The organism is Streptomyces sp. Mut1 (assembly GCF_030719295.1).
Classification (GTDB): domain Bacteria; phylum Actinomycetota; class Actinomycetes; order Streptomycetales; family Streptomycetaceae; genus Streptomyces; species Streptomyces castrisilvae.
Genome location: NZ_CP120997.1, coordinates 3424567 through 3441510 on the forward strand (window position 1 = coordinate 3424567; position 16944 = coordinate 3441510).

Here is a 16944-nt window from a genome sequence, read left to right on the forward strand (position 1 = left end):
GAACGCCATCGTACTGAAATTTCACGAGAGTTGGAGAAGTCCTCGAAGCAGGTCACGGCTCTCTTCGGGGCCGGGGCTCTCGTCATGGAGCCGCGTCATCGCCTTTTCGTACTGGGCGACTTCTTCGTCCTTGTCCAGATAGAGCGCACTTGTCAGCTGCTCCAAATAGACAATGTCCGACAGATCGGATTCCGGGAATCGCAGCATCGTAAAGGAGCCGCTCTCACCGGCGTGTCCGCCGAAACTGAACGGCACCACCTGGAGCGTGATGTTCGGCTGCTCCGACATATCGATCAGATGCCGCAGTTGCGCACGCATCACTTCGCGTCCGCCGTACGGCCGGCGCAGCGCCGCCTCGTCCAGTACGGCGTGGAAGCGGGGCGCGCGCTCGGAGACGAGGGCCTTCTGCCGCTCCAGACGCAGCGCGACCCGGCGGTCGATCTCGGCGGCGGGGGCGCCGCGCATGCCCCGCGTGACCACCGCGTGGGCATAGTCCTCGGTCTGCAACAGCCCGTGCACGAACTGGACTTCGTAGATCCTGATGAGCGAGGCCGCTCCCTCCAGACCGATATATGTCTGGAACCAGCCGGGCAGCACATCGCCGTAACTGTGCCACCAGCCCGCCACATTGGCCTCACGGGCCAGGCCGAGCAGGGAGTCACGCTCCGCCTCGTCCGTGACGCCGTAGAGCGTGAGCAGATCCTCGACGTCCCTGGCCTTGAAGCTCACCCGTCCCAACTCCATGCGGCTGATCTTCGATTCGGAGGCCCGGATCGAGTAGCCGGCCGCCTCGCGCGTGATACCGCGCGAGTCGCGCAGTCTTCTGAGCTGAGAGCCCAGCAGGATGCGCCGCACCACGGACCCACTCGACTCGCCTGCCGCCACTGGTCCAACCCTCCCCATCGTTTCCTGGCATCGAGGTCCCCCCTGAACCCCAAGTGCCGGATTCTGCCATCAAAATGCTTCAGCCCGTACTCATTCGATTACGCAAAGGCGAAGACTTCTCCAGGACGGCAGAACTGCCGGTGGGAAGAAATGAGCAAGAACCGGCACGGGAGCGGACAGGTCCGGCGCGTGCACGTGCATCTGCCCTTGCATCTGCCCTGCGCATTCGGAAGCATGGAGCCCGCGCACCTGCGTGCTCGTTCGTGTTGTTGTGCCGCTGTACCTGTACGCCGTACCGATACAGCCGCGATTCCCGGGAGTGCCTCGCATGGGGACGAATGGATCGGCGATGCTCATCGAGCCGTTACGGCAGGGGCTTCCCCCCATCGATCCCTCTGCCGTCTCCGGATCCGCCACCTGCCCACTGCCCGCCCGCTACGAAGCGGTCGGCGGCGCCAGGAGGTTCACCCGGGCGACCCTGGGGGGCTGGGGTCTGAGCGAGCGTTTCGACGACGTCGGGCTGGTCGTCTCCGAACTGGTCACCAACGCCCTGCGGCACGCACTGCCGGCCGACGCCCCGCGCGAGCCCCAGGACCCGCCCGTGCGGCTGCACCTGATGCGCTGGACCTCACGCCTGGTGTGCGCGGTGCGCGACCCGAGCCACGCGAGCCCGGTCGCCTCCGAGGCGGCGGACTCCGCGGAGTCGGGCCGGGGCCTGTTCCTCGTGGAGTCCTTCAGCGACTGCTGGGGCTGGCACCCGTCCCCCGTACTGAGTACGGAGAGCACGCCGTACACCGGCACCCCGCACGGCAAGGTCGTCTGGGCGCTCTTCCGGCTGTCCGACCCGGTGTGACGGCACCGTCATACCCGTAACAGAGTGACACGCGAGGGCTGAACACCGCTGCGGGGCAGTGGTGTTCAGCCCTCCGTCACGAGGCGGTCGAGCACTCCGCCCACAAGGTGGTCGAACTCCCCGTCCTTCACGCCGAGCAGCAGCGCCTCTATCTCGGCCGGTGTGTAGACCAGCGCCGGCCCATCGGGATGGCGCGAATTGCGCATGGCAACATCTCCGTCGGGCAGTTTCGCGAACTCCACGCAGGAACCCTGGGAGTTGCTGTGTCTGCTCTTCTGCCAGACGACTCCGCGAAGCTCTGTGGCCGCCATGCCGTTGTACACGTGGTGCACAGGACGCTCCCCGAGTTGCAAGGTGCAAGTGTCAACTGTCTCGGATCATAGCTGTGTTCAAATTCTGCTGCATGAGCGGATGCATGAGCAGATGCACGTGCACGCGGGGTGTTCCCGCGATTACAGCTTCTGTCAGAAGAAGACGAACGAAGGGCCTCTTCGGCTCCCGATTCGGGGAGTTGACTCACCGGGGGCTCGTGCGACCCACTGGTAGCTTGGACGGCCATTCGTCTTTCAGGGGGAAATGCACATGTACAAAATCGCACGTACCGGCGCAGTCCTCGCCACCGGTCTGCTGACCGCCCTCGCGCTCACCGGTTGCGGAAGCGACGGTGACAAGAGCGAATCCGGCAAGGAATCCGGGGCGGCCGCGACCCCGTCGGCGGGCGGCGGCAGCGCCTCGCCCTCCGCGGAGGACGGCGGCGACGAGTCCGCCGGCGGCGCCAAGGCCCTGGAGGGCGCGTGGGCCGGGCAGACCGACGGCAAGGCGGTGGTGCTCTCCGTCGCATCCGGGAAGGCCGTCGTCGTCGCCGAGTCCCATGTCTGCTCGGGCAACGTCTCGGATTCCGGCAAGCCGAAGCTGGAGCTGAAGTGCGCCGACGGGGACACCGCCCGGACGGCGGGATCGGTCGAGTCCAACGACGGCAAGACCGTTGTCATCTCCTGGGACGGCGGCGCCCGGGACAAGCTCGCCAAGACCGACGCCGACGCCCTGAAGAACCTCCCCGACCTGCCGGACCTGCCGACGCCGTGACCGAACAGGGCTCATGACGTCACGGCGTCAGCCCCCGGGAGAAGTCCTCCAGCGCTTCGAGCAGCAGACGCGTGCTGTTGCGCAGGACGGGATCGGCGGCATGCGGGGCGGGCGGCTCCGGCTCGGCGTCTTGCGGGGCGGGCGGCTCCGGCTCGGCGGGATACGGGGCGGGAGGCTCCGGTTCGGCGTCTTGCGGGGCGGGCGGCTCCGGCTCGGCGTCTTGCGGGGCGGGCGGCTTCGATTCCGGCGGATACGGGGCGGGAGGCTCCGGTTCCGCCCCGCCGGCCTCCCGTACCGCGTCCCCGGGCTCCCCGGGCTCCCCGGCCGCCGCCCGGTTCTCCTCCTCCCAGCGCTCCAGCGCCTCGCGCACCGGCGTCCAGTCCGGCACCCGCCGCTCCCGCACCGCCTTCGCGCCCCGGTCGGTGGCCCGGCGCAGCGCCTCGGCGAGCGGTCCCGCCCCCGGTACGGGCGTGGCCCCGCGCCCCGGAAGATGCGCCTCCATCAGCATCGCGACCCGGCCGAGCTGGGCCAGCGCGTGCTGGGTGGCGTCGGCGGCACCGCGCGAGAGGCCGCGGTGGCGCACCGGTTCGTGCTGGGCGGCCGCCACCGCCTCCTGCCAGGCGACCCGGGCCTCGCGGGTGGCCAGCAGGGTCCGGCGCACCTCGTCGTCGCCGCGCTCGGCCGGGTCGGCGTACTGGTCGACGACCGCGGCGGCGTACCGGCCGCCCGCCTTCAGCCAGTCGCTGAGCCGGCCGCGCAGCCGCGGGGTCTCCCAGGCCGGGTAGACGGCGTACGAGATCATCGCGAGGAGCCCGCCGACCAGGGTGAGCAGGACCCGTTCGAAGACGGTCTGGGACCAGTCGTCGCCGGCCATGCCGAGCAGGAAGACGACGTACGCGGCGACGCAGGCCTGGCCGACCGCGTAGCCGGTGCGCATCAGCAAGTACATCAACAGGGCGCAGGCCACGGCGAAGACGGCGGAGAGGCCGGGGCCCGGATGCGCGGCCTGGACGATGGCGGTGGCCAGGAACACCCCGACGACGGTGCCGACGAACCGGGCGGCCGAGCGCGCGTACGTCTGGGAGAACTCCGGCCGCATCACCATCACGGCCGCCAGCGGCGCCCAGTAGCCGTGCCCGAACGGCAGGGCTCGGCCCAGCAGATAGCCGACCGCGGCGACGGCGGCGATCCGGACGGCGTGCCGCAGGATCGGGGAGCCGTGGTGCACCTCGCGGCGCATCGCCCCGATCACGACCGGGACCAGACGCAGCAGGGTGGGGCGCTGCTGGTGCGGGGCGGCCGGCCGGCCGGCGTTGATCGCGTCGGCGGCCTCCTCGGCCCCGGCCCGCTCCTCCCTCGTGCCGTCGCCCTCGGCCGCCTCGATCACGTCGGAGAGCAGGGCGGCCAGCCGGTCGGCGGCGCGCAGCGGCGGGCCGGTAAGCAGGGCCCCGGTGTCGGGGGTCCGCAGCGCCGCGACGGCGGGTCCGGGCAGTTTCACCGGATCGCCGTTGCGAATGGCGCGGGCCGCCGCGTCGAGCACCGATCCGGCGGCGGCCAGCAGTTCGCGGACGCGGTCGCGCTCGGGGCCCTCGGACGGCACGCCCATGGCCGGGTCGGCGAGCGAGGCGAGCACCGGCCTGATGCGTTCGGCGATCCCGCGTGAGCCGTGCAGTTCGGCGGGGCGGCGCCGGGCCTCGCGCGGGGTGACGGCGGCGGCCCGGCGCGCGTGCATCAGCGGCACCGGGTCGAAGTGGGCGACCGGGTCGTGGCGCAGCCGCCGGGCGTAGTCGGCCTCGGCGGCCAGCGCGTCGGCGAGCGCGTCGCGCTGCGGGCCCCATCTCCGGATCGGAAGGAGCACGATCAGGGCCGCCTGGACGATCCCGCCGAACACGATCATCGCGGCGTGCAGGGCCGCCTGCCCCACGGAGGTGGGCAGGGTGATGGTGACCAGCATGATCGCGACGTTGGACGCGGCGATGATCCCGCCGGTCGGGCCCGCCGCCCAGGCCAGCCCGGCGAGGAAGGTCCAGAGCACCAGGAGGACCAGGAAGAGCGGCAGGTGGGAGCCGGTGACGTAGCCGATGAAGGTGGACAGGCCGAGGCTCACGCCGGAGATCAGGGCAAGCACGGGCCGGGGGCGCCAGCTGCGCTGGAAGGTGGCGATGGCCGCCTGGAACGCGCCGAACGCGGAGCTGGCGGCGACCACGGGTCCGAAGAGCGCGAGGCTCACCCCGATGACCAGGGCGAGACCGGCCGCGCCGCGCAGCGCGATCAGCGGTTCGAGGCGCCGCCGCTCGATCGTCAGGCCGGAGCGGGCGGTCTCCCTCAGCGCCCGGAGCCAGCTCATGACCCGAGCCTAGCCGGATTTCACCTTTTGCCCGAGTTGTCGGACCAGGTGTCCGGGCGGCCGGTGTCGGGGGTGTCCGGGCGGCTGTCCGGGGCGGCTGTCCGGGGGTGTCCGGGCGGCCGTCCCCGGGTATCCGGACAGCCGTCCGCCGGGCTCCCGGCCGGCGCCCGAGCCGGTCCCGGATTTCCTGCCCCCGGGTCCATCCCGGATCTCCGGCGCCCGGATCGATCCCGGATCTCCTGCCCCCCCAGGCCGGTCCCGGATTTCCAACCCCGGTTCAGTCCCGGATCTCCGGCGTCCTCCCGCCCATGCGTGCCCGGTCGGCCGCCCGGGTGCCGTGGGTCCAGCCGTCCAGGTCGGTGGCGCCCCTGACCCGGGTGGTCGTGGTCCGGGGGAACATCTTCTCGGCGGTGTCGGTGACCGCCAGGTCCCGCGCGGCGAGCACGGGCAGCAGCCCGGAGGCGGCGCCCGCGCCGCTCCCGGCGCCGCCCTCCGCGTCCGCCTCGGCCGTGGCGCGGGCGGTGCCGTCGGCCAGCCGGGCGCCGAGGCGCTGGGCGTACGCCATCAGGAAGGACTGCCGGAACGTCTTGGTCCGCTTGCGTCCGCCGGCCCGCTGCCCGGCCTCGGCCCGGGTCATCGCGGCGGTGCCCTGCACCAGCAGCGAGGTGTGGAGCAGTTCCACGGCCTCCAGGTCCGCCTCGAACCCCACGACCGTGGTGAAGCCGAAGTCGCTGTTCCACACGGCCCGGCAGCGGTTCGCCGAGGCCACCGCGTCGAGCAGGATCGCCTTGGCCGTCTCGTACGGGGCGTCCACACCGATACGGCACGCGCCCGGCGTGCGGTCGCCGTGGGTACGGGCCGCGAGCAGGGCCTCGTCGATGCTGTGCCGGGCCATCAGCTCCTGCGCCTTGGCGGAGAGCGCCTCCGCCTCCTCGGGGAATCCGGTCGCCTCCGCCTTCGCCAGCAGCGCGCGGATACGGGTCAGCATGCGGGGCTCGCCCGCGACGGGCGGCCGGTACAGCGCCTCGCGCGCCGCGCCGGGCGGCGGCCCGACGGGCTCGATGACCGGCAGCGTGAGCAGCAGCCGGTAGAGCCCGAGCAGTGCTGAGGCGTACGAGAACCGGTCGGGCCGGCCCGGGGGCGGTGCGGCGGGCAGCTCGTCCAGCTGGGACCGCCAGCGCGGCGGCAGCTCCGGGTAGCGCCGGACCTCGGCGGCGATCAGCCCGGCGGCCAGCCCCGCCGCGTGCTCGTCCAGGTCGCGGCGGACGAAGCGGACGACATCGGCGGGCAGCCAGCCGCGCTCCCAGGCCCGCCGGACGAACTCCTCACCCCGGCGCACCAGCTCCGCGTCGGCGGCGGGGGCGGCGGCGAGCAGCGAGGCGCCGGTGTCGAGGCCGGCGTCGTCGTCCGTATAGAGGGCGGCTGCGAACGCCTGGTCGATCACCGGTTCCATGAGGTCAGGGTAGGCGGGGCGGGACGCACAGGATTCATCCACACCCTGTGGATATCGAACGCGTGGGCGGCGCACGGCTGATCCACGGCTGGTGCGCGGGCGGACCGCGGGGGGGCGCCCGTGTCCGGCCGGCGTTGTCAGTGGCGGGTGCCAGACTCGGCCGCATGACCGAACGCTGGGCGCTGGCCGTCACGGAGGGCGGGGGTGCGCGGCTCGCCCCGCTGGACCGCGCGGGCCTGCCCGCGGGCCCGGTCCTGGCCGAGCCCGACGTGGCCGCGGCCGTCCGCTCCCGGCCCGACGTCACCCGCTGGGTGTGGCGCTCGACGCCCGAGGTCTACCCGCGCCTGCTCGCCGCCGGGGTGCGGGTCGAGCGCTGTTACGACGTGGAGGTCGCCGAGTCCCTGCTGCTGGGCCACGAGGGCCGGCTCGGGGAGCCCCGCTCCGCCGCGGCCGCCCTGGCCCGGCTGCGCGGCGGCCCGGTGCCGCCCGATCCGCCGCCCCGGTCGGCGGTGCCCGGCTCCCAGTCCTCCCTGTTCGAACCGTCCTCGGGCCCCGAGCTGCCCTTCGACGCGCTGGTCGAGGTGTACGCGGCCCAGCTCGCCCGCCACGACGCCACGGACCGGCCGGACCGGATGCGCCTGCTGACGGCCGCCGAGTCGGCGGGCATGCTGGTCGCCGCCGAGATGAACCGCTCGGGCCTGCCCTGGCGGGCCGACGTCCACCGCGAGGTGCTGCACGAGATGCTCGGCGAGCGGTACGCGGGCGGCGGCGAGCCCCGCCGGCTGGCCGAGCTGGCCGACGAGGTGTCCGCCGCCTTCGGCCGCCGGGTGCGCCCGGACCTGCCCGCCGATGTGGTGAAGGCGTTCGCGCAGGCCGGTATCAAGGTGCGCTCGACGCGCCGCTGGGAGCTGGAGGCGCTGGACCACCCGGCGGTCGAGCCGCTCATCGCCTACAAGAAGCTGTACCGGATCTGGACCGCGCACGGCTGGAGCTGGCTCCAGGACTGGGTCCGCGACGGCCGCTTCCGCCCCGAGTACCAGCCGGGCGGCACGGTCAGCGGGCGGTGGACGACCAACGGCGGCGGGGCGCTCCAGATCCCCAAGGTGATCCGGCGGGCCGTCGTCGCCGACGCGGGCTGGCGCCTGGTCGTCGCGGACGCCGACCAGATGGAGCCGAGGGTGCTGGCCGCGATCTCCCGGGACCCCGGCCTCATGGAGGTGGCGGGACACGACGGCGACCTCTACACCGCGCTGTCCGACCGCGCCTTCCACGGCGACCGCGACCACGCCAAGATCGCGCTCCTCGGTGCCGTCTACGGCCAGACCTCCGGCGACGGCCTGAAGAATCTGGCGGCCCTGCGCCGCAGGTTCCCGCGCGCGGTGTCCTATGTGGACGACGCCGCGAAGGCCGGCGAGGAGGGCCGTCTCGTACGCACCTGGCTGGGCCGCACCAGCCCGCCCGCGGCCGGCCACGGGGAGGACGGCGAAGCCGGAATCCCCCAGGAGGAAGCCGAGTCGGACCCGGCCGGGTCCGAACGGCCCACGGGCTACGGCTTCCTGCCGGGCTACGCCTCCACCGACGCCCGTGCGCGCGGCCGGTTCACCCGCAACTTCGTGGTGCAGGGCAGCGCCGCCGACTGGGCGCTGCTCCTCCTGGCGGCGCTGCGCCGGTCGGTGGCGGCCGCCGGGCTCCGGGCGGAGCTGGTGTTCTTCCAGCACGACGAGGTGATCGTGCACTGCCCGCTGGAGGAGACCGGGGCGGTGGTGACGGCGATCCGGGAGGCCGCCGAGCTGGCCGGCCGGACGGCTTTCGGCGAGACGCCGGTCCGTTTCCCGTTCACCACGGCCGTGGTGGAGCGCTACTCGGACGCGAAGTGACGGGTCCGGGCCCGCACTCCCCCCGGGCGATGCGCCCAAGTAGGTTCCTGTCATGCGAATAGGCCAACTGCTGGGCAGCGGACGCGATGCGGACGTGTACGAGCTGGACGAGGCGTGGGTCCTGCGGCGCTACCGCGCCGGGATGGACGCCTCCCGCGAACTGCCCGTCATGTCCTACCTCTCGGCCTCCGGCTACCCGGTCCCCCGGCTCGGCCCGCAGCCCCCGTCGGCCCGGCCCGGCGACCTGGTCCTGCAACGCCTGCACGGTCCGACGATGCTGGAGTCCCTGCTGTCCGGGGCGGTCGGCGCCGAGGAGGGGGCCGCCCTGCTGGCCGGTCTGCTCGCGGACCTGCACACGGTCCCGGCCCGGCTCTCGCCCGACCCCGAGGACCGCGTCCTGCACCTCGATCTGCACCCGGACAACGTGATACTGACGGCGGACGGCCCGGTCGTGATCGACTGGAGCAACGCCGAGGAGGGCCCGCCGGCCCTGGACCGGGCCATGTCGGCGCTGATCCTGGCGCAGGTGGCCGTCGATCCGGCCCATCCGGCGGCGGTCGACGCCCGGGTGCTGGTCACCACCCTGGTCCCGCTCCTGGCCGCCGCCGACGACGGCATCCCGGCCCGCCACCTCGCCGACGCGGCCACCCGCCGCACCCTCAACCCGACGATGAGCCCGGCCGAGACGGGACTCATCGCCGAGGCGGCGGAGCTGGTCGCCTCACTCGCCACGTAGGCCCCCCGACTACCGCCGGAAAAGCGCCGGTTCGACCAACCGCGCACGCAGGGCGAGCGAGGCGGACAGCACGGCGAAGTCGCGCGCCCGGTCCGATGCCGCCACCACCTGCGTGTTGGCCGGCGCGATCCCCGCGTACACCAAGGCGATGACCAGGACCATCAGCAGCCCGCTCCGGGTACTGTCCCCGGCCGGGGCGGGCTCACCTCAGACCGCCCGCCGCGCGGCTCATCTCAGGCCGCCCGCCCGCGCGGCTCGCCTCAGACCGCCCGCCCGAGCGGCTCGCCTCAGGCCGTCGGCGTGGCGGGCCGGACGCCGGGCAGGGCCTGCCGGGCGAAGGCCACGACATGGGCGCGCAGATCGGGACCGCCGTCGGCCCCGGCTTCGGTACCGATGACGAGCCGCGCGAGCTGCGGCACCGCGTTGGGCCAGGCGGCGAGCCCGATCAGGCTGAGCAGGCAGGCCGCGACCTGCGGCGACGCCTCGGTCCCGAAGCTCTCGGCCAGGGCGGCGATCTTCTCCTCGTAGTGGCCGCGGCGCCGCTCCTCGTTGGGCAGCACGCCCTCGCGGTAGTGCAGGCCTTCCCAGAAGAAGAGCCGGACGAGGACCGGATTGTCCCGGTGGAAGTCGTACACCCGGCCCACGTACTCCGCAGGATCGTCGCCGCCCTTGAGCGGGACGGCCTCGGCCAGCTCGTCCAGCGCACGCCCCACGACCGCGTCGAACAGCTTCTGCTTGTTGCCGAAGTACCCGTAGATCCGCTCCTTGTTCACGCCCGCCAGCTCGGCGATGCGGTCGACGCGCGCTCCGGCGATTCCGTAAGCCGCGAATTCCTCCTTCGCCGCCGCGAGGAGCCGTTCCTTGGTGTGGGTCGTGTCCGGGGTCATGGGACCAGCGTAGAACGGCTTCGCACGGATGCCAACCAGCTGGATGGTTGACACTCAACTGTTTGGTTGGCAGAGTGGCCCGCGGCACCACAGACGCCCAGGCACCAGGCACCACCTTCCGCACGCATCCACACATCCACACATCCACACATCCAAGCCTCCACACCACCGCACCGGACGGGACTCCTCATGACCACCGCCACCTGCCCCACCACCGCATCCGCCACCTCCACCACGACCGCCCAGCCGCCCGCGCCGCCCTCCGTGCACACGCGCGCCGTGCTCACCTGGATCGCGGTTTTCGCCGCCCTGACCGTCGTGCAACTGCTCGTCGGCCCCTACGTCAAGGGCTTCCCGATGCTCCTGCGCACTCTGGTCATCACGGGGATCGTCGTGCCGGCCGTCGTCTACTCCCTGGTGCCGAATCTGCTGAGGGCCCGCACCGCGGTCCTGCGCCGCCGCGCCTGAGCCGTACGACCGGAGTGGGAACGGCTCGAATTCCGTTGCCGGGAGGGGAGTTCGTCCAGCAGGATCAGCCCCCGTGACCACACCCGGACAGCCCACAACAGCCGCACAGCCCACCCCCGGACAGCCCACACCGGCCGCACAGCCCACCCCCGGACAGCCCACGCCGGCCGCACAGCCCACACCCGCCACCGACCCGGCACCCACCCCGCCCCGCCCGGTCGCCCTGATCACCGGGGTCGGCCGCACGGTCGGCATCGGCGCGGGCATCGCGCGTCAACTGGCCGCCTCCGGCTGGGATATCGCCTTCACCTACTGGACGCCGTACGACCGGCGCATGACCTGGGGCGAGGAGCGCGGCGCGACCGCCGCCATCGAGGCGTCCCTCGCCGAGCACGGCGCCCGCACCGCGGCCATCGAGGCGGACCTCATCGACCCCGACGCCCCGACCCGGGTCTTCGACGAGGCGGAGCGCCGCATGGGACCCGTCACCGCGCTCGTACTGAGCCATGCGGAGTCGGTGGACTCGGGGCTGCTCGACACCACCCTCGCGAGTTTCGACCGGCACTTCGCGGTGAACGCCCGCGCCACCTGGCTGCTGATCCGGGAGTACGGGCTGCGCTTCCGCTCCCCCGCCGGGTCGGGCCGGATCATCGCGCTCACCAGCGACCACACGGTCGGCAACCTCCCGTACGGGGCGAGCAAGGGCGCCCTGGACCGCATCACCCTGGCCGCCGCGCGCGAACTGGCCCACCTGGGCGTGACCGCCAACGTCATCAACCCGGGCCCGGTGGACACCGGCTGGATGACCGAGGAGCTGGCGGACACCCTCGCGCGCGAGACTCCGCTCGGCCGCCTCGGCACTCCACGGGACACCGCGCACCTGGTCGACTTCCTCTGCTCACCGCAGGGCCAGTGGGTCAACGGCCAGCTGCTCAAGAGCAACGGAGGTGCGGCATGACATCTCGACGACCATGACGCAAGCGCTTCCGCCCCCTTGTCGCAGAGCAGCTAGGTCATTACTGTCACCACTGGTCGAAGCGCTTCGATAGGCAACGCTCGGCCGCTCACCTCCTCCGGCAGCACGCGCTCGACGTACAGGAACGGATGTCATGCCATGCCACCAGTCCGAGTCGGGACGAGCACGACGGTCAGCAACCCCGTCATCCCCGGGTTCCACCCCGATCCCAGCGTCTGCCGCGTGGGCGAGGACTACTACCTGGCGTGCTCCAGCTTCGAGTACTTCCCCGGCGTCCCCCTCTTCCACAGCCGCGACCTGGTCAACTGGACTCAGATCGGCAATGCCCTGGACCGCCCGGAGCAGTTGCACCTGCCGGCGGACACGCGGTCGTCCGGCGGCATCTACGCGCCGACGCTCCGCCACCACGACGGCCGCTTCTGGCTGATCGTCACCAACGTCGTCGTCGGCAACCTCCTGTTCACGGCCACGGACCCGGCCGGCCCCTGGTCCGACCCGGTCCCGCTGCCCGGCGTCCCGGGCATCGATCCGGACCTGGCCTGGGACGAGGACGGCACCTGCTGGTGCACCGTGGCGGGGGTCTCCCAGGTCCGCATCGACCCGCGGACCGGCGAAACGCTGGGCGAACCCCGCCGCATCTGGTCCGGAACGCCGGGCGCGAAGGCCCCGGAGGCGCCGCACCTGTACCGGATCGGGGACCACTGGTACCTGCTCATCGCCGAAGGCGGCACCGAACGCGGCCACGGCGTCTCGATCGCGCGCGGCCCCTCGCCGTCCGGCCCGTTCGAGCCGTGCCCGGACAACCCGGTCCTCACCCACCGCGGCCGCGAACACCCCATCCAGAACACCGGCCACGGCGACCTGGTGCAGGGCCCCGACGGCTCGTGGTGGCTGGTGCTGCTCGGCGTGCGTCCGGGCGGCGGCTCCCCCGGCTGGCACGTGCTCGGCCGGGAGACCTTCCTGGCCCCGGTGACCTGGGTGGACGGCTGGCCCGTCGTCGGCGAGCTGTCCCCGGACCTGCCGGCACCCCCGTGGCCGCTCGTCCCCGCGCCCGCCGCCCCCGCCCGGGACGACTTCGACCTCGCCGAGCCGTACCCGTACTGGATCTCGCCCCGCCGCTCGACGGCCGCCCGGTCCGGTACGAAGGAGCGCCCCGGCTGGCTGACCCTGCACGGCCGGGGCGGCACCCTGGACGACCCGGACGCGGTGTTCGTGGGCCGCCGCCAGCAGCACCTCTCGTGCCGGGCCCGCACCCTGGCCGACGCGTCGGACGGCCGTGGCGGCCTCGCGGTCCGGCTGGACGAACTGCACCACTACGCGATCGAGACGGGCGGCGGCGAGGTGCGCCTGATCGCCCGCATCGGCCCCCTGCGCACCGTGGTCGCCTCCCGCCCCGCCCCGCCCGGCCCCCTGGTCCTCGGCATCGACGTGACCCGTACCGAACCGCCCCACGACCCCTGCACCGGACCGGACACGGTGGCGCTGGGCTTCGAGGAACAGGACGGCACCTTCACCACGCTCGGCACCCTGGACGGCCGCTACCTCTCCACCGAGGTCACCGGCGGTTTCACCGGCCGCGTCATCGGCCTGTACGCCGCGAGCGGCACCGTCCACTTCGACTGGTTCGACTACACCGCTTGAGCGGTCGCTCACACGGGTTGCCGGATCTGCAACGGGGCGGTCAGCGCGTCACCGAAGGCGGGCGGGCGCGCCCCCCAGAGGTGATCGCATATCCGGTGTGGCCCGTGGTGTGCCAGGGCAGGGCGAACGCCTCGACACCGGGGAAGACCTCCTCACCGGTGACCAAGGCATACGAACTGACCGACGCGCTGCCCGGCGCCCGACTGCGCACCATTCCCGACGCCGGCCATCTCGTCCAGGAGGACGCCCCGGCGGAACTGCTGTCCGCCCTGTGGGAATTCCTCCACGACATGCCCTGAGGCCCCCGCCGCACCGCGAAACCGGGGAACCCCACCCTCACCCGACCACATCGACCGAACGCGAAAACCCCAGGTCACGGCGAGTGAGTCCCGGGGCTTCCACAGAGCCGCCTTCGGGATTCGAACCCGAGACCTACGCATTACGAGTGCGTTGCTCTGGCCAACTGAGCTAAGGCGGCGCGCCCTGTTCGCACCATGATGCGATCAGCAGCGGAGCCAAGTCTACACAGTTTCCCGGGGTGCTCCGCACCAGCCCTCAGCGGTGGCGTAGGCGCAGGTCAGGGGCCCGATGGGGGTCAGGAGCACTTCTTGTCGGCCGGCGGCGGGGTGCCCTCCAGGAGGTACGTGTTGATGGCCGTGTCGATGCAGTCGCTGCCCCGGCCGTACGCGGTGTGGCCGTCGCCCTCGTAGGTGAGGAGGGTGCCGGAGGAGAGCTGGTCGGCCAGGGACTCGGCCCAGTGGTACGGGGTCGCCGGGTCGCGGGTGGTGCCGACCACGACGATGGGGGCGGCGCCCTCGGCCTCGATGCGGTGGGCGGTGCCGGTGGCGGGGACGGGCCAGTAGGCGCAGTTCAGGGCTGCCCAGGCGAAGCCCTCGCCGAAGACCGGGGAGGCCTTCTCGAAGGAGGGGAGGGCCTTGGTGACGTCCTGGGGGGTGGCGAAGGCGGGCGGGAGGTCGAGGCAGTTCACCGCGGCGTTGGCGTACATCAGGTTGGCGTACTCACCGCTCGGCTCGCGTTCGTAGTAGCTGTCCGCCAGGGCGAGCAGGCCGGAGCCGTCGCCCGCGTCGGCCGCGGTCAGGGCCTCGCGGAGCTGGGGCCAGGCCGACTCGTCGTACATGGCGGCGATGACGCCCGTGGTGGCGAGGGACTCACCGAGGTCGCGGGACTCACCCGTGGGGATCGGCTTGGCGTCCAGTTCCGTGAACAGCTTCTTCAGCCGGGTCGCCGCTTCGTCGGCGGACGTGGTGCCGAGCGGGCAGTCCGACTTCCGCACGCAGTCCTGTGCGAAGGACTGGAACGCCGTCTCGAACCCCGCCGTCTGGTCCCGGTTCAGCTCGATGGACGAGAGCGAGGGGTCCATCGCCCCGTCGAGGACCAGGCGGCCGGTCCGGCCGGGGAACAGCTCCGCGTACGTCGCGCCCAGGAACGTCCCGTACGACGCCCCGACGTAGTTCAGGTGCTCGTCCCCGAGCAGGGCGCGCAGCATGTCCATGTCCCGGGCCGTCTCCTCCGTCGAGACGTGCGGCAGGACCTCGCCGGAACGCTTCTCGCAGCCCGTGGCGAACTTCTTGAAGGCCCCGCTCAGCTTCGTGACCTCGGCATCGTCGTCCGGTGTCTGGTCGACCTGCGTATAGACGTCCATCTGCGGACCGGTCAGGCATTCGACGGGCTCGCTGCGCGCCACGCCGCGCGGGTCGATGGCCACCATGTCGTAGCGGGCACGCACCTGGGCGGGATAGCCGATCGCCGCATAGCCCTGGAGATAGCCGATGGCCGATCCGCCGGGGCCGCCCGGGTTCACCAGGAGTGAGCCGATCCGCTTGCCGGGGCCGGTCGCCTTCTTCCGCGAGACGGCCAGCTTGATCTCCCCGCCGTCCGGCTTCGCGTAGTCGAGCGGCGCCTTCATCGTCGTGCACTGGAATCCGCTCACCCCGCAGTCCCGCCAGCTGAGGTGCTGGGCGTAGTACGACTTCAGGGCCGCCGGCACGGGCGAGGGGGAGACGGAGGCCGCCTGCGCGGGGGACGCGGCACCTGATGACGAGCTTCCGCTGCTGCACCCGGAGATGAGCAGGCCGGCAGTGCCGAGCGCGAGGGCGAGAGTGCGGAACGGGCGCCTGGTGTGCATGCCCGGAGCGTAGCCGCCGCTCCGCCGCCCGCCCGATTCCACGCTCTTTCGGGTGATTCGACGGCAGACCGGACGGGAGTGGAGTGGGGCCCCCGCCCGCTCCGTCCCGGCCTCAGCCCGCGCGCAGGGCCATCGTCATCGCCTCCACCGCCAGCAGCGGTGCCACATTGCGGTCCAGGGCCCGGCGACAGGCGGACACCGCCTCGATCCGGCGCAATGTGCGCTCGGGCGTGGACGAGCGGGCGACCCGGTCCAGGGAGTCCTGGGCATCGGCGTTGGCTATGGCGATCCGCGAACCGAACTGCAGGGCGAGCACATCACGGTAGAAGCCGGTCAGTTCGGTGAGCGCCAGGTCGAGACTGTCGCGCTGGGTACGGGTCTTGCGGCGCTTCTGCTTGTCCTCCAGCTCCTTCATCACCCCCGCCGTACCGCGCGGCATGCGGCCACCCGCGACGGCGCCCAGCGCCGCCTTCATGTCCTCGGTCTCCTTCGCGTCGGTCTCCTCGGACGCCTGCTTGGCGTCGTCGGTCGCCGTGTCGATGAGCTCCTGCGCCGCCTTGAGGCAGCCCCCGATGTCCTCGACACGCAGCGGAAGCTTCAGCACGGCGGCCCGGCGCGCCCTGGCCCGTTCGTCGGTGGCGAGGCGGCGCGCCCTGCCGATGTGCCCCTGCGTGGCGCGGGCGGCGGCCTCGGCCCGCTCCGGATCGATGCCGTCCCGCCGGATCAGGACATCGGCGACCGCGTCGACCGGCGGCGTACGCAGCGTGAGGTGGCGGCACCGGGAGCGGATCGTCGGCAGCACATCCTCCAGCGAGGGCGCGCACAGCAGCCACACCGTGCGCGGCGCGGGTTCCTCGACCGCCTTCAGGAGGACGTTGCCCGCGCCCTCGGTGAGGCGGTCGGCGTCCTCCAGGACGATGACCTGCCAGCGCCCGACGGCCGGCGAGAGCTGGGCACGGCGCACCAGCTCACGGGTCTCCTTCACACCGATGGAGAGCAGGTCGGTACGGATCACGTCGACATCGGCGTGCGTACCGATGAGGGCGGTGTGGCAGCCGTCGCAGAAGCCGCAGCCGGGCGCCCCGCCCAGGGCGCGGTCCGGGCTGGTGCACTGGAGGGCGGCGGCGAAGGCGCGGGCGGCGGTGGAACGCCCGGAACCCGGCGGTCCGGTGAACAGCCAGGCGTGCGTCATCTTCGAGCCCGTCTCCACCGACTCCCCCGCGGCGTCGGCGGTGACCAGCGTGTCGGCATCCCGGGCGGCGGCGCCCAGCTGTTCCTGCACCCGGTCCTGGCCGACCAGGTCGTCCCATACGGACATGGGGCACCGCCCTTCAGATATCTGCGGGCGCGCCACCGCCCGTGAGGCAGCGACAACGCGACCACGTATGGCTCTCGTCGATCCGGCTTCCATTGTGGAGGACGGGTCTGACAACGCGTACGGGGACGGGCCCGACAAGGCGGACGCCGGTGGCCCCGCCCCCGTTCGCGGGGCGGAACCACCGGCGCATCCGGCATCCCGAAAGCCGAACCCGTACCCGGACTCGGGGCCGTACCGAACTCCCGACTCCGGTCAGCGACCCAGCCGCTCA

General features: G+C 72.7%; 16 protein-coding genes and 1 tRNA gene. 8 read left to right on the plus strand and 9 right to left on the minus strand.

The window, feature by feature from the left end; genetic code table 11:
• Positions 1-21: 21 nt before the first annotated feature.
• Complete coding sequence (locus P8A18_RS14705; protein ID WP_306054911.1) at positions 22-903, minus strand: Sco1979 family transcriptional regulator; 882 nt, start codon at positions 901-903, stop codon at positions 22-24.
• Positions 904-1213: 310 nt separating this feature from the next.
• Here P8A18_RS14705 and P8A18_RS14710 point away from each other — a divergent pair, with 310 nt between their 5' ends.
• A complete protein-coding gene (locus tag P8A18_RS14710) occupies positions 1214-1738 on the plus strand; it encodes an ATP-binding protein (protein ID WP_306054913.1) in 525 nt (174 codons plus the stop codon).
• A 65-nt stretch (positions 1739-1803) separates the two neighbouring features.
• Here the strand turns inward: P8A18_RS14710 and P8A18_RS14715 are convergent, their stop codons facing one another.
• On the minus strand, positions 1804-2070 hold the full coding sequence (locus tag P8A18_RS14715) for a DUF397 domain-containing protein (RefSeq protein WP_306054915.1): 267 nt from the start codon (positions 2068-2070) through the stop codon (positions 1804-1806).
• Positions 2071-2320: 250 nt separating this feature from the next.
• Between P8A18_RS14715 and P8A18_RS14720 the strand changes: the two genes are divergently transcribed.
• Positions 2321-2824, plus strand: coding sequence for a hypothetical protein (locus tag P8A18_RS14720; protein WP_306054917.1), 504 nt, complete (start codon positions 2321-2323; stop codon positions 2822-2824).
• A 19-nt stretch (positions 2825-2843) separates the two neighbouring features.
• Here P8A18_RS14720 and P8A18_RS14725 read toward each other — a convergent pair whose 3' ends face one another.
• Together P8A18_RS14725 and P8A18_RS14730 are read right to left on the minus strand one after the other, a co-directional pair.
• The gene (locus P8A18_RS14725) at positions 2844-5171 is read right to left on the minus strand and encodes an FUSC family protein (protein ID WP_306054919.1); all 2328 of its coding nucleotides are present in this window, start codon (positions 5169-5171) and stop codon (positions 2844-2846) included.
• Between the two features lie 277 nt (positions 5172-5448).
• Positions 5449-6624, minus strand: a complete 1176-nt coding sequence (locus P8A18_RS14730) for a DUF2786 domain-containing protein (protein WP_306054921.1) — start codon at positions 6622-6624, stop codon at positions 5449-5451.
• A 164-nt stretch (positions 6625-6788) separates the two neighbouring features.
• On the opposite strand from P8A18_RS14730, the gene P8A18_RS14735 reads away from it, so the two are divergent.
• Positions 6789-8501, plus strand: a complete 1713-nt coding sequence (locus P8A18_RS14735) for a bifunctional 3'-5' exonuclease/DNA polymerase (protein WP_306054923.1) — start codon at positions 6789-6791, stop codon at positions 8499-8501.
• Between the two features lie 52 nt (positions 8502-8553).
• Positions 8554-9237 carry a phosphotransferase gene (locus P8A18_RS14740; protein WP_306054925.1) on the plus strand — a complete coding sequence of 228 codons (684 nt, stop codon included), beginning with the start codon at positions 8554-8556 and terminating at the stop codon, positions 9235-9237.
• 9 nt (positions 9238-9246) lie between these two features.
• On the opposite strand, the gene P8A18_RS14745 is transcribed toward P8A18_RS14740, so the two are convergent.
• Together P8A18_RS14745 and P8A18_RS14750 are read right to left on the minus strand one after the other, a co-directional pair.
• A complete protein-coding gene (locus P8A18_RS14745; RefSeq protein WP_306054927.1) occupies positions 9247-9399 on the minus strand; it encodes a hypothetical protein in 153 nt (50 codons plus the stop codon).
• Positions 9400-9524: 125 nt separating this feature from the next.
• A complete protein-coding gene (locus P8A18_RS14750) occupies positions 9525-10124 on the minus strand; it encodes a TetR/AcrR family transcriptional regulator (protein ID WP_306054929.1) in 600 nt (199 codons plus the stop codon).
• A 189-nt stretch (positions 10125-10313) separates the two neighbouring features.
• Here P8A18_RS14750 and P8A18_RS14755 point away from each other — a divergent pair, with 189 nt between their 5' ends.
• From P8A18_RS14755 to P8A18_RS14770, 4 genes are all read left to right on the plus strand, one after another.
• Positions 10314-10592 carry a putative antibiotic biosynthesis monooxygenase gene (locus P8A18_RS14755; RefSeq protein WP_306054931.1) on the plus strand — a complete coding sequence of 93 codons (279 nt, stop codon included), beginning with the start codon at positions 10314-10316 and terminating at the stop codon, positions 10590-10592.
• Positions 10593-10665: 73 nt separating this feature from the next.
• Positions 10666-11550 (plus strand): SDR family oxidoreductase, encoded by an 885-nt coding sequence (locus tag P8A18_RS14760; RefSeq protein ID WP_371933672.1) that lies wholly within the window; start codon positions 10666-10668, stop codon positions 11548-11550.
• A gap of 156 nt (positions 11551-11706) precedes the next feature.
• Positions 11707-13209, plus strand: a complete 1503-nt coding sequence (locus tag P8A18_RS14765) for a glycoside hydrolase family 43 protein (RefSeq protein WP_306054933.1) — start codon at positions 11707-11709, stop codon at positions 13207-13209.
• Positions 13210-13367: 158 nt separating this feature from the next.
• Positions 13368-13508: an alpha/beta fold hydrolase gene (locus P8A18_RS14770; protein ID WP_306054935.1), complete on the plus strand. Its 141-nt coding sequence runs from the start codon at positions 13368-13370 to the stop codon at positions 13506-13508.
• Positions 13509-13613: 105 nt separating this feature from the next.
• Here P8A18_RS14770 and P8A18_RS14775 read toward each other — a convergent pair.
• The 3 genes from P8A18_RS14775 to P8A18_RS14785 all read right to left on the minus strand — a co-directional run bounded on the left by P8A18_RS14775 (position 13614) and on the right by P8A18_RS14785 (position 16673).
• Positions 13614-13687, minus strand: a tRNA-Thr gene (locus P8A18_RS14775).
• A gap of 117 nt (positions 13688-13804) precedes the next feature.
• The gene (locus P8A18_RS14780; protein WP_306054937.1) at positions 13805-15355 is read right to left on the minus strand and encodes an alpha/beta hydrolase; all 1551 of its coding nucleotides are present in this window, start codon (positions 15353-15355) and stop codon (positions 13805-13807) included.
• A gap of 112 nt (positions 15356-15467) precedes the next feature.
• On the minus strand, positions 15468-16673 hold the full coding sequence (locus tag P8A18_RS14785) for a DNA polymerase III subunit delta' (RefSeq protein WP_306054939.1): 1206 nt from the start codon (positions 16671-16673) through the stop codon (positions 15468-15470).
• Between the last annotated feature and the right edge of the window lie 271 nt (positions 16674-16944).